We start from the raw sequence: 22,039 nt of genomic DNA, 5'->3' as shown, positions 1-22,039 counted from the left end.
CGGCTTCGGCCGCGACAAACGGGAGCAGGGTAGGCGCCGTATTCGCAGGCGTCGGGTTGAAGCTCTCCTGCAAAGCTCTATGTGGATCGATGCAAGCGCGCCTGGGTTGGGAGCGTCCATGGCTGCGTTGCAGGATCACCGGAAAACGTACGCGATCGGCCATCTCACGCCTAAACAGATCCGGCTGACACGGCGGTGCTGCGTGTGTGCAGTCAGCAAAGTGCACTGAGCATGAGCATCGATTTCAGGCGCTGTATACATCGCATTCGCGCGCACGCCATGCAGCGCATCGCACGATGCAGGCTCCTCCCACGTCGCGAGATGCCACCATGAAAGTGCTCAATGTCGTTACCCTCGTGCTGCTGATCGTCGGCGGCCTGAACTGGGGCCTGGTCGGGCTGTTCCAGTTCGATCTGGTCGCTGCGCTGTTCGGCGGGCAGGACGCGACGCTGTCGCGGATCGTGTACACGCTGGTCGGTCTGTCGGCCCTGTGGCAGCTCGTGCCGTTGTTCACCAACCAGCACACGCCGGTCCGCCATGGCGAACACGCCCGCCACCACTGACGAGCGGCGCGACGCCGATGCCGAAGACCGCACCGGCGCCGCCGCGAAGGCGTCACGACCTAACGCGTTCAGCTGGTGGCAGCGTCTGATCCGGCCGATCCTGCGTCATCACCGTGCCACTGGCGAAAAACGTTGAAGGTGGCAACTCCAGACAATCGCTTCGCGAAGAAAGCTTGTGGCGACAGGTGTTCCAGGAAGAATGCACTTGTGGAGTGCCGTCATCGCCGCCGCAGCCATTCCTAGGACATCGGGAGGGCGGAGGTGTCGGAATCTGGCGTCACCCCACACGCTTGGATCCTGTCCATGAGCCATGTCCACTAGACAGCTACCCAAGCGCAACGTCGGGCGCGGCATCCAGCTGTGCGATGGCATCCGCCACCACCGCATCGAACGGCGCGTCCACGTCCACCGAGAGCACGTCCGGCTCCTCCAGCGGCAGTTCCAGCGCGTCGATCTGGCTCTGCAACAGACCGGGCGGCATGAAGTGGCCGCTGCGCCGCGCCAGGCGCTCGGCGATCACGTGCGCGGCCGCATGCAGAAACACGAAACGCATCGGCACGCCGCTGTCGCGCAGCTGCTGTCGGTGCGCGCGGCGCAGCCCGGAGAAGGCCAGCACCACGCTGCGGCCGGCGTCGATCGACTCGCGCAGGCGCAGCGCCAGTGCCGCAACCCAAGGTGCACGCTGCGTATCGGTGAGCGGCACGCCGCGCGCCATCTGCGCCTTGGCCTCGGCGCTATGGAAATCGTCCGCGTCCAGGAACGCGAGGCCGTAGTGCGTGGCCAGCGCCTGCGCGACGCTGGTCTTGCCGCTGCCGGAAATGCCCATCACGACGATGGCTTCGCTGCGCTGCGGCAAGGAATTCTGGGATGTCGCGTCCATCACGAGCGGTTATACCTTGCTGGGGGTTTGGCATGATGCGTGCGCCGGCGTTGGCGACGCGCGCAGCGTGGTGTAGCGTCGGCACGCCACGATCGGCGCAGCGCGCCTTGCGCCGTTCCATCATCGCATGACCACCCGACAGGATCGCCGATGCCCACACCGCCGCAACGCGCCGATGCCCCGCTGCGCTGGACCGAGAAGGTCGGCTATGGCGTCGGCGACATGGGCTTCAATTTCTACTGGGCCAACATCTCGGCGTTCCTGCTGATCTTCTACACCGACACCATGGGCCTGCCGGCGGCGGCGGTGGGCACGATGATCCTGCTGACCAAGGTGGTCGATGCGGTCACCGATCCGCTGATGGGCGCGATCGCCGATCGCACCCGCTCGCGTTGGGGCAAGTTCCGGCCGTATCTGCTGTTCGCCGCGTTGCCGATGGCCGCCAGCGGGGTGCTGGCCTACACCACGCCGGACCTGGGCCAGGGCGGGCGGCTGGTCTGGGCCTACGCCACCTTCGGCGCGATGATGCTGATGTACACGGTGATCAGCATCCCGTATTCGGCGCTGTCGGGGGTGATCACCGCCGACAGCCAGCAGCGCACCACGCTGATCAGCTTCCGCTTCATCGCCGCCTTCGCCGGCACCACGCTGGTCAACTACGCCACGCTGGACATGGTGCGCTGGTTCGGCAACGGCGACGATGCGCAGGGTTGGCAACGCACCATGCTGGTCTATGGGATCGCCGCGGCGGCGCTGTTCGCGATCGTGTTCGCGACCACGCGCGAGCGCGTGCAGCCGCTACCGCAGCCGCGCACGCCGGTGCTGCAGGACATCGCCGATCTGCTGCGCAATCCGCCATGGCGGGTGCTGTTCGCGCTGGCCCTGATCATCATGATCACCATTGTCATGCGCGCCGGCGCCGGCGTGTACTACTTCAAGTACTACGTCGGCCGCCCCGACCTGACAGGCTGGTTCCTGGGCAGCTATTCGATAGCGCTGGCGGTCGGCGCGGCAGCCACGCCGCTGCTGACCCGGCTGTTCGACAAGCGCCGGCTGATGATGTTGCTGATGGCCGTGGTCGGCGTGCTCAGCTGCGCGATGTTCTTCATCCCGCGCGATGCGATCTGGGCGCTGTTCGCGATCAACCTGCTGATCGGCCTGGCGCTAGGGCCGAAATCGCCGCTGGCGTTCTCGATGTACGCCGACACGGCCGACTACACCGAATGGAAGACCGGGCGCCGCGCCACCGCGATGACGTTCTCGGCGGCGACGTTCTCGCAGAAGCTCGGCGGCGCGCTGGCCTCGGCCTGCATCGCGTGGATGCTGGCGGGCATGGGCTATGTGGCCAACCAGGCGCAGAGCGATGCCTCGCAGCTGGGCATCGTGCTGCTGCTGACGGTGATCCCCGGTGCGGTCGCGTTCCTGGCGGCGTGGACGATGCGGTTCTACCCGCTCGACGATGCGGCGCTGTTACGCATTCAACAGGAACTGGCCGCACGCAAGCGCGCCGCGGAGGAAGCAAGCGCATGAGCGTTGGCAATGACGCAACCCGCGAGGTAACCGATGTGCTGGCGCCCAGCGCCGACGGCGAACGCTACGAGCTGCATAGCCCGACGGCCCTGCCCAATGCCGGCGGTTTCCTGTGGAACCGGCGGATGATGATCCAGGCCACCTGCCGCGGCTACGCCACCGCGCAATTCATGCAGCCGGAGCCGGCCAAGTACGCGCATGCGCCGAACCTGGAGGCCAGGACCTTCATGCAGCCGGAGCAGCCGTACTACGCGCATCATCCGGGGCGCTTCTTCTATCTGAAGGACGAGGACAGCGGCGCGGTCTATTCGGTGCCGTACGAGCCGGTGCGGGCGACGCCGCAGGCGTTCCGCTTCTCGGTCGGCAAGCGCGACATCGTCTGGTGCGTGCGTTACGCCGAGATCGAGGTGGAGGTACGCCTGCAGTTGCCGGTCGAGGACACGGTCGAGCTGTGGCAGTGCCAGGTGCGTAATCTGGATGGGCGCGCGCGGCGGATCGCGCTGTATGCGTATTTCCCGGTCGGCTACATGTCGTGGATGCACCAGAGTGGCGAGTATCGTGCCGACCTGGGCGGCATCGTGTGCCGCAGCGTCACCCCGTATCAGAAGGTCGAGGACTATTTCCGCAACCGCGACTTCAAGGACTGCACCTTCCTGCTGCACGAGCAGCTGCCCGATGCCTGGGATGCGCGGCAATCGGCGTTCGAGGGCGAGGGCGGCCTGCACGCGCCGAGCGCGGTGCTGCAGCCGCGGCTGGGCGGCAACGATGCGCGCTACGAAACGCCGACCGCGGCCTTGCAATACTGCCTGACGCTGCAGCCGCAGCAGGAGCACACGCTGCGCTTCCTGTTCGGCCCGGCACGCGACGATGCCGAGATCGCGGCGTTGCGGCAGCGCTATCTGTCCGCGGCCGGCTTCGCCGAAGCGGCCGACGCGTACCGCGATTATCTGGCCGAGGCGGCCGGCTGCCTGCACATCGCCACGCCCGATCCGTGCCTGGACAACCTGGTCAACCATTGGCTGCCGCGGCAGGTGTTCTACCACGGCGACGTCAATCGCCTGACCACCGATCCGCAGACCCGCAACTTCCTGCAGGACCACATGGGCATGAGCTTCCTGCGCCCGCAGACCGCGCGCGCGGCGCTGCTGCATGCGCTGTCGCAGCAGGAAGCCAGCGGCGCGATGCCGGACGGCATCCTGCTGATCGAAGGCGCGGAGCTCAAATACATCAACCAGGTGCCGCACACCGACCATTGCGTGTGGTTGCCGGTGTTTCTGTCGGCGTATCTGGACGAGACCGGCGATGCGGCGTTGCTCGACGAGACCGTGGTCGGTACCGACGGGCATGGCGCCAGCGTCGCCGAGCGGCTGGATGCGGCGATGCGCTGGCTGCTCGGCGCCCGCGATGCGCGCGGGCTGAGCTACATCGCGCAGGGCGATTGGTGCGACCCGATGAACATGGTCGGCTACCGCGGCCGCGGCGTGTCCGGCTGGCTGTCGGTGGCCACCGCCTACGCGCTGCAGCTGTGGGCGACGCTCTGCGAACGCCATGGCCGCCATGCGCAGGCGGCCGCATGGCGCGCCGGTGCGGCGGAAGTCAACGCCGCAGTCAATCGCGAATTGTGGGACGGCGACTGGTACGCACGCGGCATCACCGACGACGGCGTGCGTTTCGGCATCAAGGACGATGCGGAAGGCCGTATCTATCTCAATCCGCAGAGCTGGGCGCTGCTCGCCGGCACCGCCGATGCGGATCGGCGCGCACGCCTGCTGCAGGCGGTCGATGCGCAGCTGGACACGCCGTACGGGCCGACCATGCTGGCGCCGCCGTATACCGCGATGCGCGAGGATGTGGGCCGGCTGACGCAGAAGCATCCGGGTTCGGCGGAGAACGGGTCGGTCTACAACCACGCCGCCGCGTTCTACCTGCATGCGCTGTACGCGATCGGCGAGCCCGACCGCGCCTGGCGGGTGCTGCGCGCGATGATCCCGGGGCCGGACATGGCCGACTACCTGCAGCGCGGCCAGCTGCCGGTGTTCGTGCCGAACTATTACCGTGGCGCCTGGCGCGAGCTGCCGCGCACCGCTGGCCGTTCCAGTCAGCTGTTCAACACCGGCACCGCGGCGTGGCTGTACCGCTGTTTGATCGAGGGTTTGTTCGGGCTGAAAGGCGAGGGCGAGGCGCTGTGCGTGCGCCCGCAGTTGCCGTCGCACTGGAAGCAGGCAACGGTGCAGCGCCAGTTTCGCGGGGCGGTGTTCGAAGTGCGCATGCAGCGCGATGCGGGCTGTGTTGCGCCGCAGGTCAGCGTGGACGGGCAGGTGTTGGACGTGGCGCGGATCGAGGGCATCGAGCGCGGCCGCCGTTATCGGGTCGAGGTGATGTTGCCGGAGGGGTGAGGGCGATCGGGCTGCGGATGGTGTCTGGTCGCGGCTGAAGCCGCTCCTACAGTGCACCTGGCCGGCTGCATGGCCGCTCCTGTAGGAGCGGCTTCAGCCGCGACCAGCAGCCTCTATGCGCGCACCGCATCCGCCGTTTCGATCAGATCGTCCCATTGCAGCCGGGTGTTCGCCGCATTGTCGCTTTCCAGCAGCGCGCGGCGCGCGGCGCGGCGCATGGCGCGGCTGATCCAGGTCTGCAGGTCGCGGCCGGAGCGGCCTTCGCTGCGTTCGGCCAACCATTCACCCGCTTCTGCCGCGTCGAACGCCAGCGGCTTGCCGTGCAGCAGGCGCGCGACGATCGCGCCGCGTGCGGCGCGGTCGGGCAGGCCGATCTCGATCTGCCGGTCCAGCCGCGACAGCAGCGCCGGGTCGATCGCCGCGGCATGGTTGCTGGCGGCCAGCAGGAATACCTGCCCGGCCTGGCTGGCGACGCCGTCCAGTTCCTGCAGCAGCTGGCCGACGATCTCGCGGGTCAGCGCATCGTCGCCGTCGGCCCCGCGCGCCGGGGCGACGATGTCGATCTCGTCGACGAACACGATGCACGGCGCCTGCGCGCGCGCGCGCTCGAACGCGGCCTGCACGCGCTGGCCCGACTGGCCCAGGTAGGCGGCCTTGAGGTCGGCGCCGGTCAGGGCGATGAAGGCCAGGCCCGACTGGCTGGCCAGGATTCGCGCGAGCTGGGTCTTGCCGGTGCCGGGCGGGCCGTACATCAGGATCCCGCGCGGCACCGGCACGCCGAGCGTGGCCAGCGTCTCGGCATTGCGCAGTTCCTTGCCCAGGCCGACGAATTCCTCGATCACCGGCGCCGGCAGCACGATGTCGTTCCAGTCCAGCGGCGTCACCCGCGTGGAACCCTTGCCGCGCAGCAAGCGCAATTGCGCCAGCAGCGCCTCGCCGTCGAGTTCGCCGTCCATGCACTCGGCGGCGACCCGCGCCACCAGCGTGTGCAGGTCGCGGCCGGACAGGCCGCTGCTGTCGGCGACCACGCGCGGGTCCAGCGCCAGCGCGAAACCGGCGCGTTCCAGTTCGCCGCCGAGGATGCGCGCGCGCGCGGCGGCATCGGGCAGGCCGATGCCGATGCTGGCGGTGAAGCGCGACATCACCGCATCGTCGAGCAGTTCCGGGCGGTTGGTCGCGCCGATCACCAGCACCTGGCCGCGCGCTTCGTGGAAGCCGTCCCATTCGGCGAGGAAGGTCTGCACCAGCTCGGCGCCGAAGCTGTCGCTGTCCACGCCGCCGCGGCGCGCGAACACGCTCTCGCATTCGTCGATGAACAGGATCGCCGGCGCCTTGGCGCGGCAGCGCTGCCAGATCGCCTGCACCTTGGGGCCTGTATGGCCGACGTGCGCGGCCTTCAGGTCGGCCACGCCCAGCGCTTCGAAATGGCAACCGGCATGGCGCGCCAGCTTGCGCGCGATCAGGGTCTTGCCGGTGCCCGGCGGGCCGTGCAGCAGCATGCCCTTCGGTGCCGGCGTGCGCCCGGACACGAACAGGTCCACCAGCTTCAGGATCTGGTCCAGGGTGTTGTCGGGCAGCGCCACGTCGGCCCAATGGCGGTGGATGGCGTCCATGCTCTGCAGCCGCTGTTGCAGCATGCGCTGCTGGCTGCGCGCTTCCATCCACGCGTCCACGTGCCGGTGCAGTTCGGCGATCGGCTGCGACTCGGCCGCCGCGCTGGTCGCCACGGCCAGCGCCAGGTCGTGCAACTGCGCCTGCGCCTCGGCGTCCAGTGCGTCGGCGATCGGGATCAGCGCCGCGGGGTGGGACGCGTCCGGCAGCACCAGCAGTGCCTGCACCTGCGGTTCCGGCTCGGCGCCATCGTGCAGCGCCAGCATGCGCGCGCCGAACAGGTCGCCGTGCGCCGCGGCGATCTGCCAGCGGCCCTGCAGCTCGCGCAGCGGCCATGGCGCGCGGGTGACGCGGTACGGAAAGGCGGCGTCGTGGCGGCTGTCGCTGGCGAACTGCAGCAGCGCCAGCGGCCGTTGCGCGAAACCGCTCAGCAGCGCGCGTTCGTTATGGCTGACGTGCCGGGCCAGCAGTTGCGCACCGCCGATCACCAGCAGCGCATACGTCAGCAGCGACGGCAGCACGCGCTGCAGCAGGTCCAGCGTGTCGCGCTGCAGGCCCAGCTGGCGCCACCAGTCCAGATAGCCGCGCGCGTCGCCAAGCCAGTGCGCGCTCATCCACGGCAGCGCCAGCAGCAGGAAGACGAGCAGCGCCAGCCGCCAGCGCCAGTCCGGCAGCAGCGGGCGCAACAGCAGCGCCGGCCACCACGCGCGGCGGCGTTCGCGGCGCAGCACCGCGCTCGCGGCCTGCGCGGCCTGCGCGACGAAGTCGCGGCGGATCGTGGCCACGGCCTGTTCCACCGCCGGCAGATGCCGCGCCACCTCGGCCTCGGCAGCGGCCTGCCGCACCTGTGCCTGCTGCAACTGCGTCTGCAGCCGCAGCCGTTGCTGCTGCAGATAGCCCGCCCGCGACTCGGTTGGGATGGACGTCATCGGTCTGGGCGGGCGCGGGCGTTCACTGCGCGAATCTTAGCCTGCCGCACGCGCGGCACTGCCGGAACATAGCCCCTCTCCCCTCGGGAGAGGGGTTGGGGTGAGGGTACGGCGGCCGCAAACCCACGGCACCGCGCCGCATCCGCACGCGCTCACGCGCGCCGCGGTGCCGGCGCATCGAACGCGCGCGTCCACAGCAACGGATCGCTGCCGTCCAGCAGGACCCAGCCTTGCGCACGCGCCTGCAGCGGATCCTGCAGGACCTGCTGCGGCGTGGTCGCCGCATCGCCCTGCACGCCCCACAACCCGGCCCAGGCGTTGCCTCCGGCATGCCCGGCCGCCTGCACCGCGCGTTCGGCCAGCGCCACGCTGTCCTGCAAGCGCGCATCGGGGCGATGGAACAGCGGGAACGGCGCCACGCCGACCGACACCGTCAACGGCAGCAGCTCGCCCTGGCCGGCGTCCACGCGCAGGCGTTCCGCCGTGCCGCGCAGATGCGCGGCCAGCGCGAAGGCCGCGGCCGACGACGTGTCCGCGCGTACCACCAGGAATTCCTCGCTGCCCCAGCGCGCGACCAGGTCGTCGGCGTCGCAGCTTTCGCGCAGGCAGGTGGCCAGCGCCAGCAGCGCGCGGTCGCCGGCGGCGTGGCCGTAGCGCGCGTTCAAGGCCTTGAACCCGTCCACGTCGACCAGCAGCAGCGCGCAGCGGTTGTCGGCGTCGCCGGCCTGCTCCGGCGCAACGGCGAACAGCGCCTGCATGCGGCGCTCGGCCTCCGGCCGGTTCAACAGCCCGGTCAGCGGGTCGCGCTGGCCGAGGTCGAGCGCATGGCGCTGGCGGCGCCGGTACAGGACCACCAGCACCGCACCGAGGGTCACTGCCAGGGCCAGGCCGATCGCGACGGTGCCGGTGTTGTCGGCGCGCGCCACGCGCGCATCGACGCTGCGTGGCGTCTGCGCTGCGGCGGCCTGCAGATTGGCCAGCGCAGCGTAGGTTTCGCCGCGCGCCTTGGCGCGGTCCATCGCATGCGCCTGCTGCGCGTCGCGCGCGGCCGCGGCGCTATCGCCCAGCGTGGCATGGACCTCGCCCAGCACATCCAGGCCGTCGCGAATTTCGACCATGTAGTTGCCGCGCACGGCCAATGCCTGCGCCTGTTCGGCGTAGGCCAGCGCGTCGGCATTGCGCCGTTGCTCCAGGCGCAGCCGCGCCAGGCGATGCAGGCTGACCACGGCACCCTGTCGATCGCCATGCGTCTGCTGCCATTGCAGTGCCTGCTGCACCAGCGGCTCGGCGCGTTCGAGGTGGCCGCTGGCGCGCTGGATCTCGCCACGATGGCTGACGATGCGGTTCAGCAACACGTCCTGATTGCCCAGCTGGGTGCCCGTCTGCGTGGCACGCTCGAACGCGCGATCGGCCTCGTCGTAGCGCTTGAGCACCAGCAGCGTATAGGCATAGTTGTAGTGCAGCACCATATCGCCCGTCGCCGGCGGCCGCTGCAGCCGCTCCGACAGCGCGTTCGCCTGCTGGAAGTAGGTCAGTGCGCCCTCGGGGTCGTCCAGAGCGCCGCGCATCAGCGCGATCGATATCAGCGCGTTGATCTGCATGGCGAGATCGCCGGCGGCCACCGCGTCGGCCTGGATCTGCTCCATCAGCGCGATCGCACGCGGCAACTGACCCAACTGCTGCAGCAGCATCGCCGCCTGCAGGCGCTCGTTGTTGTGCACGATCGGCGGCAGCCCCGGGGTCTGCAGCAGGGCCAGCAGGCGTTCGGTGGACGCGGTCGCCTTCGCGCTGTCGCCCACCAACTGTTGCGCGGTCGCCAGGCAGCCCGTGGCCATCACCCGCACCGGCAGCGGTAGCTCCGGCTTGGCCAGCAGGTCGCTGGCCACGCGCAGCGACGCCTGCGGCTGCTGCCCCAGGTCCGCGCGGCAGCGCTGCAGCGGTCCCTCGTAGGGATCGCCACCGGGGATGGTCTGCGCCAGCACCGGCACGACCGGCAAGCTCGCGGCGGTCAGGAGCAGCAATCGGCCAAAGCGCTTGAAGCGACACGACATCATCGAAAGGTATCCAGCGGTCGAACGATGGATCGGCCCGCCATGCACGCCGCGCCATGGTTTTCGGCGCTGCGTCAGCAGCCAGCGGGGGAACGGAGGTCGCTAATATAGCCGCAGTCCGCATCCGCCCGTCGGTGCGCTTCCTGCCGGTCCGTACATGACGCTCCGTCCCGCCTCCGCTTCCCTCTCGCCCACGCCGCGCGCCGCTGGCGTCCTGGCGCGCCTGCGCCATTGGTGGCGCGACGTTCCGGTCACCGATCAGGTCGATCGGCGCAACGCGGCGATGCTGCAGTTGGTGCTGGCGTTCGTCGGCCTGTACCAGCCGATGGCGATGCTGCTCGCCTGGGGGCGGATCGGCGCGGCCATGGACCCGGTCGCGTTGTGGCTGGCGGCGGCCAACACGCTGGCGATGTGGGCCTGCTTCGTGCTGCTGCGGCGCGGCGCGTTCCTGTGGGCGGCGCGGATGTTCGTGGTGGTGAGCCTGGCGCTGCTGAGCGTGGGCTATGTGCGATGGGGGCTGGAAGCGCAGCTGCGCGGGCAGTTGAGCCAACTGCTGCCGGTGCTGATCGGCGGGCTGCTGTTGAGCCGGCGCGCACTGTGGGGCGCGGTGGCGTGGCTGGTGCTGGTGGTGGCGCTGGGTGCCTGGCGCGACGCGACCCGCTCGTTCTTCATGCCCACGCTGATGCCGCGGCTAGTGGAGAGCGCGATGCTCGGCATCGCCGGCTTCGTCATCGCCGCGGTGGTGCTGGACCAGTCGGTGGCGGCGCTGCGCGAGAGCCTGGACCTGGCGCGCAAGCGCGGCAACGATCTGGCCCGCTCGCGCGACCGGCTGCAGTTGGAGATGCAGGAAAAGGAGCGTTCGCGCGACCAGCTGGTGCATGCGCAGAAGATGGAGAGCGTCGGCCGCCTGGCCAGCGGCGTGGCGCACGATTTCAATCATCTGCTCAGCCTGATCATGGGCTATGCCGCGCGCGCGCGGCGCAGCGACGATCCGCAGCAGCTCAAGGCCGCCCTGCAGGGCGCCGATGCGGCGGCGCGGCGCGCGGCGGCGGTGACCCGCAAGCTGCTGGATTTCAGCCGCCACGAAGCGACGCGGCTGGAAGTGTTCGAACCGGCCGAGACGATCGCCGGCATGCGCCCGATGTTCGACCAGTTGTTCGGCCTGGGCGTGCAGGTACATCTGCAGCTGCACGAGGCGCCGTGCCCGGTGCGCTTCGACCGCGCGCAGCTGGAACTGATCCTGCTCAATCTCGCCGCCAACGCGCAGCAGGCGATGCCCGAGGGCGGGCAGTTCGAGCTGACCCTGGCGCCGCGGCCCGATGCCACGCTGGAGATCGCGGTGCGCGACAGCGGCCACGGCATGAGCGAGGACGTGCGTGCGCGCTGCCTGGAGCCGTTCTTCACCACCAAGCCCAGCGGCCAAGGCACCGGCCTGGGGCTGGCGGTCAGCGCCAACCTGATCGCCGCGGCCGGCGGCGCGTTGCTGGTCGAGAGCGCGCCCGGGCAGGGCAGCGTGTTCCGCCTGCGGCTGCCGCTGCACGCCGGCGCGGCGGCGGCCTCGTGAGCGGCGCCGCGCTAGACTGCGGCGAACGCACCGGGGACCTCGCCCTTGGTTTCTAGCTGGATCCTGCTGCTGGTGTCGGTCGGCTACGCGGCGCTGCTGTTCACGGTGGCGTGGTGGGGCGACCGGCGGCCGCTGTACCCGGAGCGGCCGTGGCTGCGCCCGGCGGTGTACAGCCTGGCGCTGGCGGTGTACTGCTCGTCGTGGACGTTCTACGGCGCGGTCGGCAGCGCGGTGCGCAACGGCGCCGGCTACCTGCCGATCTACCTGGGGCCGTTGCTGCTGCTGCTGTTCGGCTGGCGCATCATCGAACGGCTGGCGCTGATCGCGCGCAGCGAGAACACGGTGTCCATCGCCGACTTCATTTCCTCGCGCTACGGCCGCTCGCGGCGGCTGGCGGCATTGGTGGCGGTGATCGCGCTGATCGGCGTGGTGCCGTACCTGGCGCTGCAGTACAAGGCGGTGGCGATGAGCCTGCAGGTGCTCAGCGGCCAGTCCAGCGCCGGGGCGCCGTTCTATGCCGATCCGGCGTTGTACGTGGCGCTGCTGATGGCGCTGTTCGCGACCCTGTTCGGCACCCGCCAGGTGGATGCTACCGAACACCACCACGGCATGATGCTGGCGATCGCGCTGGAATCGGTGGTCAAGCTGCTGGCGATGGTCGCGGTCGGCGTGTTCGCCTACGTGTGGCTGAGCGGCCGCGACGGCCGCGTGCTGCAGTCGGCGCAGACCCTGTTCCAGAACACCCCGCCGGTCGGCTTCATCTCGCAGACCCTGCTCAGCTTCCTGGCCGTCGTGTGCCTGCCGCGCCAGTTCCACGTGGCGGTGGTGGAGTGCAGCGACATCGGCGACATCCGCAAGGCGCGCTGGCTGTTCGGGCTGTACCTGGTGGTGATCTCGGCGATGGTGGTGCCGATCGCCGCGGCCGGCATCGCCCTGTTCGGCCACTCCGGCGAGGTGGCGCACGACAGCATCGTGCTGGCGCTGCCGCTGGCCGAGGGCCGCACCGCGCTGGCGCTGGTCGCCTACGTGGGCGGGTTCTCCGCCGCCACCGGCATGGTCATCGTCTCCAGCATCGCGCTGGCGACGATGATCAGCAACGACCTGGTGATGCCGGTGCTGCTGCGCCGGCGCGGGCACCAGGCGGCCGGCGCCGACGTCGCCTCGCGGGTGTTGTGGATCCGCCGCCTGGCGATCCTGCTGCTGGCGCTGATCGCCTACGGCTACTACCGCAGCAGCAGCAACGACAGCTCGCTGGCCTCGTACGGGCTGATGGCCTTCGCCGCGGTGGCGCAGTTCGCGCCGGGCGTGATCGGCGGGCTGTACTGGCGCGGCGCTAGCCGCAGGGGCGTGGAAACCGGCATGCTGCTGGGCTTCGGTACCTGGATCTACACCTTGTTGTTGCCGGCGATGACCCAGGCCGGCTGGCTGGCGCCGGGATGGCTGCACGATGGGCCGTTCGGTATTTCCTGGCTGCGCCCGCAGCAGCTGTTCGGCATGAGCGGCTGGGATCCGCTGGCGCACGGCACGTTCTGGTCGCTGCTGCTCAACGTCGGCACGATGATGCTGGTGTCGGCGCGCTGGCGCCCAGGCCTGGACGAGCGGCTGCGTGCGGCGCCGTTCCTGGAGCCGTATTCGCAGCGGCCGGCGGTGGCCGGCGTCTGGCTCGGGCAGGTGCAGGTGGTCGACCTGCAGGCGCTGGCCGAACGCATGGTCGGCGAGCGTCACGCCCGCCGCGCCTTCGCCGAACAGGCGCAACTACTCGGCCGCGAGCCGCAGCCCAACGCGGTGGCCGACCGCGTCTGGGTGCAGTTCACCGAACGCCTGCTCGCCGCCTCGATCGGCGCGGCCTCGGCGCGGTTGGTGCTGACCAGCCTGCTGCGCGGTTCGGGCATGGACCTGGGCGAAGTGGTGGCGGTGCTCGACGAGGCCGGACAGGAACTGCGCTTCAACCGCGAGATCCTGTCCACCACGCTGGAGAACATCAGCGCCGGGGTCAGCGTGGTCGATCCGGCGATGCGCCTGACCGCGTGGAACCGGCGCTACCAGCAGATGTTCGGCTATCCCGACGGCATGCTCTATGTCGGCCGCCCGGTCGCCGACCTGATCCGCTACAACGCCGAGCGCGGCGAACTGGGCGAGGGCCGCATCGAGGACCAGATCGGCCGCCGCATCGCGCATCTGCGCGCCGGCACCTCGCACGTGTTCGAGCGCACCCGCAGCGACGGCAAGGTGATCGAGATGCGCGGCCAGCCGCTGCCCGGCGGCGGCTACGTGACCAGCTACAACGACATCACCGACTACAAGCGCGCCGAGCAGGCGCTGCTGGAAGCCAACGAGACGCTGGAGCAGCGCGTGGCCGAGCGCTCGCGCGAGGCCGAATTGGCGCAGCAGTCCAAGACCCGCTTCCTGGCCGCGATCAGCCACGACGTGCTGCAGCCGCTCAACGCGGCGCGGCTGTTCGCCTCCGCGCTACGCGAAGCGCACCAGAACGAGGAGCAGCGGCACCTGGCCGAGCGCGTGGACGCCTCGCTGCGCGCGGCCGAGGAGTTGCTCGACGGCCTGCTCGACGTGTCGCGGCTGGACGCCGGCGGCATGCGTCCGACGCTCGAGGATTTCGACGCCAGCGTGCTGCTGCGCGAACTGGCCGCGCAGTACACCCCGGTCGCCGCCGGCCGCGGCCTGCGCATGCAGGTGTACGCGCGGCCGATCTGGGTGCGCAGCGACCGCCGCCTGCTGCGCCGCGTGCTGCAGAACTTCCTCGCCAATGCGCTGCGCTACACCCGCCAGGGCCGCATCGTGCTGGGCATGCGCGGCCGCGGCGCGGCGCTGGAGCTGCAGGTGTGGGACACCGGCCCGGGCATTCCCAAGCACCACATGCAGCAGATCTTCGAGGAGTTCCAGCGCTACCAGCAGCCGTTCGACTGGGGCGAGCAGGGATTGGGTCTGGGCCTGTCGATCTGCCAGCGCATCTCGCGCCTGCTCGGCCACGACCTGGATGCGCGCAGCGCGGTCGGCCACGGCAGCATGTTCTCGATCGCCGTGCCGCGGGTGGCGCCGGTGCCGCAGAAGCAGCAACGCCAGCGCAGCGCCGCCAGCAGCGACTCGCTGGCTGGGCTGCGCGTGCTGTGCGTGGACAACGATCAGGAAATCCTCGACGGCATGCGCGCGCTGCTCGGCCGCTGGCAGGTGGAGGTGATCTGCGCCAGCACCGTGGACGAAGCGCTGCTGCTGGCGGCGCGCGCGCCCAACGTGATGCTGGTGGACTACCACCTGCACGACCGCCTGGACGGGCTGGACACGCTGGACGCGCTGCGCGAGGCGATGGTCGGCCCGGTCGCCGGCGCGCTGCTCACCGCCGACGGACGCGACGAACTGAAACTGCAGGCGCGCGAACGTGGCTACCGGCTGCTGACCAAGCCGGTCAAACCGGCCTCGCTGCGCGCCTTCCTCACCGCGTATCACGATCCGATCAAGAGCGATTAGCGCCGGTTGGCGCGATCGCGCGAGTGCTGCGCATGCCTGTGCCGGGTCCGGCGCTGCGCTGACCGTGCGGCGCATCCGCGTATCCGCAGTGTGTGCATCGTTTGTCCGCGACCGGCACGGCGTGCGTTGCGACCCGCGATCCGGCCCGGCTATGGTGGCAGCCCTTTCCGCCTGCCCTGCGTGGACCGCCAGCGCATGACCCCACCGGACGATTCCGCGATCCCGTCGCTGCCCGCCTTGCTGGCGGCATTGGAAGCCGGACAGGCGCAGGCGCTGGAGCAAGGCGCGCGCCGCTACCTGCAACATGCGCCCGGCGATGCGCTGGCCAGCAGCCTGCTGGCGATGAGCCTGCAGATGCAGGGCCATCCGGCGCAGGCGGCTGCGTTGTATCGCGCCCTGGCCGAGCGCCAGCCGCAGGATGTGGCGCACTGGAACAACCTGGGCACCGCCTTGCGCGAGGCGCGCGATTTCGCCGAGGCGCGGCAGGCGTATGCGCGGGCGCTCGCGCTGACGCCGGACGATCCGATGCTGCATCACAATCTGGGCCTGCTGGCGATGGACGGCGGCGACTACGGCGCCGCCCGCGAGCATCTGCTGGACGCGCATGCGTTGGCGCCGGAATCGGCGCCACTGAGCGTCCACGCCGCGATGGCCTGCCACGAATGCGGCGACTTCCAACGCGTGGAGGCGTTGATCGCGCACTGGCCGCAGTGGCCCGCACTGGATCCGGAGACCACGCTGGAACTGGCCTGGCTGCTGTCGCAGGCCGGCCAGACCGACGCGGCCTGCGAGATGCTGCGCGCCTGCGCCTCCGGACCGATGCCGCAACCGGAACGCGCCTGGTCGCGCCTGGTGCTGGTGCTCGAGCGCGTCAACCAGCTCGAGGAGGCGCGGCAGGCGGCCGCACAGTTGCCGGCGCCGGAGCGGATCGAGAATATGGACGCGCGCCACGATGCGATCAATGCGCTGGCAGTGCTGGCGATGCGCGACGGGCAATGGGACGCCGCGTACCGGCTGCTGCGCGACCTGCTGCCCGCCGGCGCGTCCATCGACGCGACCACCGACACGCGCAAGCAGAGCAACCTGTTGTTCGCGATGGCCCGCGTCTGCGATCGCCTGGGGCGCCACGACGAAGCGCTGGCGGCCTGCGCGCAAGGGCATGCCGGACAGGTCGATGGCGTCGCCTCGCTGGTGCCCGAGCTGCTCGCGGCGGACGCGGCGCCGCTGCCGGTCGCGCGGCGCCGCTGGGATCCGGCGCGCTACGCCGCCGCGCTGCCGGTGGCGGGCCCCGCGCGCGATGCATCGCCGATCTTCGTGGTCGGTTTCCCGCGCTCCGGCACCACCTTGCTGGAACAGATGCTCGATGCCCATCCGCAGCTGTGCGCGATGGACGAGCGGCCGTTCCTGCAAGGGCTGGCCGAGCGCAGCGAGCGCCGTGGCCTGGCCTGGCCCGATGGCCTGGGCGAACTGGACGATGCCGCTTGCGCAGCCTTGCGCGCCAATTACTGGCAGTCGGTACGCGGCGTGGTGCAGCTGCAGCCCGGACAACGCCTGGTCGACAAGAATCCGCTGAACCTGCTGCGCCTGCCGCTGATCCAGCGGCTGTTCCCCAACGCGCACGTCATCCTGGCGCTGCGCCATCCCTGCGACGTGCTGTTGAGCTGCTACATGCAGGCGTTCCGCTCCCCGGCCTTCGCGGTGCTGTGTTCCAGCGCGCAACGTCTGGCGCAGGGCTATGCCGATGCGATGGCGTTCTGGCTCTACCACGTCGACCTGCTGCAACCGCGCGCGCTGGAACTGCGCTACGAAGACCTGGTCGCCGATCCGCAGGTGCAGGTCGCGCGCCTGGGCAGCTTTCTGGAGCTTGAACAACCGGAGCGCCTGCTGGAGTTCCAACGCCATGCGCGCGCCAAGGGCTTCATCAGCACGCCGAGCTATGCGCAGGTGGTCGAGGGCATCAATCGCAAGGGCCTGGACCGCTGGCGCCCGTATCGCGACTTCTTCGAGCCGGTGCTGCCGCTGCTGCAGCCCTACCTGCAGCGCTGGGACTATCGCGTCGACTGATTCGGGCACGCGGTTTCGCCTGCACGGGCGCCCATGGCGCCTTCGCCGTCCACCCGCGTGGACGCGCATGTTTTCGAACGATGTAGCGATTGTGCCAAGCGCTGGCGCAATGCGGCACATCAAAACAACACTTTTCTTATAAAAAACTAACAAGTGCTTGACGGTCCGGTTGGCCCGCAAGTCCGAAGCATCCAACGAAGACGTCGCGCCCAGCGCGATTCGAATCGGTTCACGTCCGCGTGCACCGCTGGCGTTCTGTTGCCCATCACATGAGGTTTTCCCAATGTCCGCACCAAAGAACAGACTCGCCCAGGCCATCTGCCTGGGATTGGCGGCGCTTCCCGCCGCTTCGCTCTACGCACAGAGCGCCGATACCGCTGCGACCTCCGCGAGCGGCGCGGTCGACCTGGACCGGGTCACCGTGACCGGCTCGCTGGTGCGGCGCGTGGATGTGGAAACGGCCAGCCCGGTCACCGTGGTCGATCGCCAGCAGATCCAGCAGAGCGGCAAGCAGACCCTCGGCGACCTGATGCAGTCGCTGCCCGGCATCGCCGGCGATGCGACCAACCCGCAGGTCAACAACGGCGGCGGCGACGGCGCCTCGACCGTGTCGCTGCGCGGACTCGGCGACCAGCGCACCCTGATCCTGATCGACGGCCACCGCATCCTCAACAACGACATCAACTCGATCCCGACCAGCATGATCGACCATGTCGAAGTGCTGAAGGTCGGCGCCTCGGCGCTGTACGGCTCCGACGCCATCGGCGGCGTGGTCAATTTCATCCTGCGCAAGAACTTCGAAGGCGGCGAATTCGTCGCCAACTACGGCCAGGCCAGCCGCGGCGACGGCGCGCGCCAGGGCGGCGCCTTCACCTTCGGCAAGACCTGGGACCGCGGCAACATCGTGGTCGGCATCGACTACAACAAGCAGAAAGAGATCTCCTCGGCCAATCGCGCGTTCTCCAAGGACGCGATGTACCTGTCCAGCGGCAGCGTCTACAAGGGCGGTTCCAGCCGTACCCCGAGCGGCTACTACAAGCTGCCGGCGAGCACGCTGGCCGCCAACGGCTGCAGCGCGAACGGCGCGATGACCAGCAACGGCAGCGGCGGCTACAAGTGCTACTCCTCCTCCGACGCCTACAACTACCAGGCGCAGAACCTGCTGATGACCCCGCAGCAGCGCGTCAACAGCTTCGTGCTCGGCAGCTTCAACATCACCGACAAGGTGCAGGCTTACGTCAACGCCTACCACAACCACACGATGTCGCATTCGGCGATCGCGCCGCTGCCGTTCGATGCGCAGAGCGACGGCATCACCATCGCCGCCGACAATCCGTACAACCCGTTCGGCGTGGAGTTCGGCCCCGACGGTTACGAGTACCGCACCCGCTTCAGCTCGCTGGGCCAGCGCGAAACCTTCTACGACACCGCCACCGATCAGGACGTGCTCGGCCTGAAGGGCAGCATCGGCGATACCAGCTGGGTCTGGGACGTCAACTTCAACTACGGCCACTACAAGCAGCGTAGCTGGAGCCACGGCTACGTGGACTACGCGGCGTTGCAGGATGCGATCGATGCGGGCGAAGTGAACATCTTCGACCAGACCGATGCCAACACCATCGACTGGATGAACAGCCACGAGTCGATCCCGCGTTACCAGACCACGAGCATCACCCGCCAGTGGGAAGCCAGCGCCAACGGCAGCGTGTGGGAGCTGCCGGCCGGCAGCGCGCAGCTGGCGGTCGGTGCGCTGTATCGCAAGGAGAGCCTGGGCTACACGGTCTCCAGCAATGCAGTGATCAACAGCGACAACACCTGCGACATCTCCTCCGAGGCCTGCTCCTCGCCGTTGAGCGGTTCCTTCAGCGTGAAGGAAGCCTATGCGCAGCTGTTCATCCCGGTGCTGGCGCAGTCCTCGCCGATCGGCGCGCTGAACGTCACCCTGAGCGATCGCTTCTCCGACTACAGCAGCGTCAGCTCGACCAACAACAGCGCCTCGTTCCAGCTGGAGTGGCGCCCGATCCACGACCTGATGGTGCGCGGCACCGTGGCGCAGGTGTTCCGTGCGCCGACCATCTACGATCTGTACCAGGGTCCGACCGCGAACTCGCCGACCTTCACCGATCCGTGCATCGACTACAGCGGCAGCGGCCACGAGAGCGCCTGCGAAGGCGTGGCCGCCGGCTGGACCGGCTCGGGCCTGTCGCAGACCAACGCGATCGTGTCCGGGGCGAGCTACGCCAACTACGACCTGAAGCCGGAGAAGGGCACCTCCTACGACTACGGCATCGTCTACAGCCCGGAGTCGGTACAGGGCCTGTCGCTCAACGTCGATTGGTGGAAGGTCAAGCTCGACGACCTGATCCAGTCGATCTCCGCGCAGACCGTCGCCAACATCTGCTACAACGACAACAGCAGCCCGTACTGCAGCTACATCCACCGCTATGCGGCAGGCACGGTCAGCGCCGGCAACATCGACTACATCGAAACCCCGGTGGTCAACATCGGCAAGCTGGACACCCAGGGCATCGACTTCGGCGCCAACTACGCCTTGCCGGAAACCGCCTTCGGCAAGTTCACCCTGGCCCTGGACAGCACCTACCTGCAGCGCTACGACATCGACACCGGCGATTCGGTGGTGCACATGGCCGGCAAGTACAACTCGTCCTACGGCAACTACGCACGCTGGCGCGCGCGCGGCCAGATCGGCTGGAAGCTGGGCAACTGGGATGCCACCTGGACCACGCGCTGGGTCGGCAAGATCCAGGTCGGCAGCACCGACCTGTCGGAGAACATGTCCGCCGATGCGGCAGACAAGGGCGTGGTGCTGAACTACGGCAGCTACATGTACCACGCGCTGCAGCTGGGCTACGACATGGGCGACGCCAACATCCGCTTCGACCTGGGCGTGGACAACCTGTTCAACAAGCAGCCGCCGGTGCTGTACCAGAACAACGTGTTGAACGCGAACACCGACGTGAGCACCTACGACACGGTCGGCCGCTACTACTGGATGCGCGCGACCTATCGGTTCTGAGGGATGTCGGCCAACGTCGCTTGCGGTAGCGAGGACGCGAGGTGGTGACATGCGGCGCGTCCAACCGGGCGCGCCGTTTCTTTGTTGAGGGGACGCCAATGAAAGCGAAGCATGCCGATCTCCGCCATTACGTCCGCGTCTACGATGCAGCGCTGGATGCCGGCTTCTGCAGCCAGCTGGTCGCGCAGTTCGAACGCACGTCGGCGCAGCACAGCCACAACGGTGCCGGTGCGCGCGACGGCCTGGACGATAGCGCCTGGACCGAACTCAACGTGACCCGGGCCGCCGATCCGGCCTTCCAGGGCTTCTTCATCGAACAGGTGCGCGCGGCGCTGGCGCGCTACAACGCCGATCTGGGCCTGTCCGCGCCGGTACCGTGGCGCCCGCGCCTGGCCGACCTGCGGATCAAGCGCTATTGCGCCAGCGCCGGCGAGCGCTTCCAGCCGCATTTCGACGCCTGCGACGAGGAAACCGGCCGCTACCTGGTGCTGCTGTGGTATCTCAACGACGTCGCCGAGGGCGGGCAGACCCGCTTCGTCGACCTGGACCTGGAGGTCGCGCCGCGCGCCGGGCGCCTGCTGATGTTCCCGCCGTACTGGATGTACATGCACGCCGCGCTGCCGCCGCGCAGCGGCGACAAGTACATCCTCTCCACCTACCTCGAATTCACCGCCAAGCCAGCCCCATCGCAGCGCTGACGCCGGGCGAATTCAGCACCACGCCGGCGCCGCGATCCGCTTGTTACCAATCCCCAATCCCGACTCCCCAATCCCGGCCTCACTGCAGATGCTCGTACAGGATGGTGCTGCCGATCGCGATCAGCAGCGCACCGCCGACGATCTCCGCGCGCTTGCCGGCCAGGCTGCCGAGCACGCGGCCGAGCATGATGCCCAGGGTCACCATGGTCAGCGTGCACAGGCCGATGACCACCGCGACCTCGGCAATGTTCACCTCGAGGAAGGCCAGGCCGACGCCGACCGCCATCGCGTCGATGCTGGTGGCCAGGCCGGTCGCGGCCAGGTTCCAGAAGCCATGGCGCCTGGGCGCTTCGGCGGCGTCCTCGGGCGCCTCGGGCCTGAGCCCGGCGACGATCATGTGCACGCCGAGCGCGCCGAGCAGGCCGAACGCGATCCAGTGGTCGAACGCGACCACGTACTTGGCCGCGGCCTGGCCCAGCAGCCAGCCCAGCACCGGGGTCAGCGCCTCGATGCAGCCGAAGATCAGGCCGGCGCGCAGTGCATCGCGCCACAGCGGCTTGCGCATGGCCGCGCCCTTGCCGACCGCCGCGGCGAAGGCGTCGGTGGACATGGCGATGCCGAGCAACAGAATCGAAAGAAACGACATGTGGGGGACCGCGCCGGGGCAGAAGACGAACGACGAGCGCGCGCGCCCGGCTTTCGCCACGCAAGCTCGCCGCTGGTCTCGCCAACCGAGATGGCTGCCCGCACCACGGCGCAACGGCCGAGTGTGTTGATGCGGGCGCTGTCCGAAACACGCCGGACAGCAGGCTACTCCCCAAGGGACGCGCAGTCTAACAGCGGCAAATGCCAGCGAATACGCTTCGAACGCACGCGAACCTGCAGCTTTTTTTCTTAGCAGCGGCTATATGTGCGGCATGCCGACGGCATCGCGGCATCGGTGCGCTGAAGGTGATCCGGGACGCCGATCTGGTGCGCATCAGCAATCGCTGGGTATGCCGGCGATGGCCTGCGATGTGCGAACAGCGGTCGCGGCTGAAGCCGCTCCTACAGTGGGACGGCGTCGAGCTTCGGCCCTTGTAGGAGCGGCTTCAGCCGCGACCGAAATCTTCAGGCGCCGCTAAAGCCGGGGAGCACGCCGACGAATGCCGCGACATGCAAACAACGGTCGAGGTTGAAACCCCGCCTACAAATGGAACCGCACCGGCCTCGCGCATAGCGATCAGGTCATGC

The 22,039-nt window shown here is 69.2% G+C and carries 13 protein-coding genes; 9 read left to right on the top strand and 4 right to left on the bottom strand.

The features are described 5' to 3' along the window. Positions 1-329: 329 nt before the first annotated feature. Both HEP73_RS21850 and HEP73_RS21845 read left to right on the top strand, forming a co-directional pair. Positions 330-563 carry a DUF378 domain-containing protein gene (locus HEP73_RS21850; RefSeq protein ID WP_185821546.1) on the top strand — a complete coding sequence of 78 codons (234 nt, stop codon included), beginning with the start codon at positions 330-332 and terminating at the stop codon, positions 561-563. Beyond that, positions 538-699, top strand: a complete 162-nt coding sequence (locus tag HEP73_RS21845; protein WP_185821545.1) for a hypothetical protein — start codon at positions 538-540, stop codon at positions 697-699. Before HEP73_RS21850 ends, HEP73_RS21845 begins: the two co-directional genes overlap by 26 nt. A gap of 189 nt (positions 700-888) precedes the next feature. Here HEP73_RS21845 and HEP73_RS21840 read toward each other — a convergent pair whose 3' ends face one another. After that, positions 889-1,443, bottom strand: a complete 555-nt coding sequence (locus HEP73_RS21840; protein ID WP_185821544.1) for a gluconokinase — start codon at positions 1,441-1,443, stop codon at positions 889-891. 150 nt (positions 1,444-1,593) lie between these two features. Here HEP73_RS21840 and HEP73_RS21835 point away from each other — a divergent pair, with 150 nt between their 5' ends. Both HEP73_RS21835 and HEP73_RS21830 read left to right on the top strand, forming a co-directional pair. Next, a complete protein-coding gene (locus tag HEP73_RS21835) occupies positions 1,594-2,973 on the top strand; it encodes an MFS transporter (RefSeq protein WP_185821543.1) in 1,380 nt (459 codons plus the stop codon). Next, positions 2,970-5,369, top strand: a complete 2,400-nt coding sequence (locus HEP73_RS21830; protein ID WP_185821542.1) for a GH36-type glycosyl hydrolase domain-containing protein — start codon at positions 2,970-2,972, stop codon at positions 5,367-5,369. Before HEP73_RS21835 ends, HEP73_RS21830 begins: the two co-directional genes overlap by 4 nt. Before the next feature lie 113 nt (positions 5,370-5,482). Here HEP73_RS21830 and HEP73_RS21825 read toward each other — a convergent pair whose 3' ends face one another. Together HEP73_RS21825 and HEP73_RS21820 are read right to left on the bottom strand one after the other, a co-directional pair. Next, entirely contained in the window at positions 5,483-7,909 is a 2,427-nt protein-coding gene (locus HEP73_RS21825) for an AAA family ATPase (RefSeq protein ID WP_185821541.1), read from the bottom strand. Between the two features lie 152 nt (positions 7,910-8,061). Continuing rightward, positions 8,062-9,963: a diguanylate cyclase gene (locus HEP73_RS21820; protein ID WP_185821540.1), complete on the bottom strand. Its 1,902-nt coding sequence runs from the start codon at positions 9,961-9,963 to the stop codon at positions 8,062-8,064. A gap of 154 nt (positions 9,964-10,117) precedes the next feature. Here HEP73_RS21820 and HEP73_RS21815 point away from each other — a divergent pair, with 154 nt between their 5' ends. The 5 genes from HEP73_RS21815 to HEP73_RS21795 all read left to right on the top strand — a co-directional run bounded on the left by HEP73_RS21815 (position 10,118) and on the right by HEP73_RS21795 (position 20,806). Then, entirely contained in the window at positions 10,118-11,524 is a 1,407-nt protein-coding gene (locus HEP73_RS21815; protein WP_185821539.1) for a sensor histidine kinase, read from the top strand. A 45-nt stretch (positions 11,525-11,569) separates the two neighbouring features. Further along, on the top strand, positions 11,570-15,007 hold the full coding sequence (locus HEP73_RS21810; protein ID WP_185821538.1) for a hybrid sensor histidine kinase/response regulator: 3,438 nt from the start codon (positions 11,570-11,572) through the stop codon (positions 15,005-15,007). Between the two features lie 195 nt (positions 15,008-15,202). Next, the gene (locus tag HEP73_RS21805; RefSeq protein WP_185821537.1) at positions 15,203-17,071 is read left to right on the top strand and encodes a tetratricopeptide repeat-containing sulfotransferase family protein; all 1,869 of its coding nucleotides are present in this window, start codon (positions 15,203-15,205) and stop codon (positions 17,069-17,071) included. 283 nt (positions 17,072-17,354) lie between these two features. Beyond that, a complete protein-coding gene (locus HEP73_RS21800) occupies positions 17,355-20,108 on the top strand; it encodes a TonB-dependent receptor (protein ID WP_255423601.1) in 2,754 nt (917 codons plus the stop codon). Positions 20,109-20,206: 98 nt separating this feature from the next. After that, a complete protein-coding gene (locus HEP73_RS21795) occupies positions 20,207-20,806 on the top strand; it encodes a 2OG-Fe(II) oxygenase (protein ID WP_185821536.1) in 600 nt (199 codons plus the stop codon). A gap of 79 nt (positions 20,807-20,885) precedes the next feature. On the opposite strand, the gene HEP73_RS21790 is transcribed toward HEP73_RS21795, so the two are convergent. Next, the gene (locus HEP73_RS21790) at positions 20,886-21,452 is read right to left on the bottom strand and encodes a manganese efflux pump MntP (protein ID WP_185821535.1); all 567 of its coding nucleotides are present in this window, start codon (positions 21,450-21,452) and stop codon (positions 20,886-20,888) included. Positions 21,453-22,039: the final 587 nt, after the last annotated feature.

The sequence above is a fragment of the Xanthomonas sp. GW genome, from assembly GCF_014236815.1.
GTDB lineage: Bacteria > Pseudomonadota > Gammaproteobacteria > Xanthomonadales > Xanthomonadaceae > Xanthomonas_A.
The sequence above is the reverse complement of the archived record's forward strand: the minus strand, read 5'-3'. Positions and strand labels throughout refer to the sequence as shown.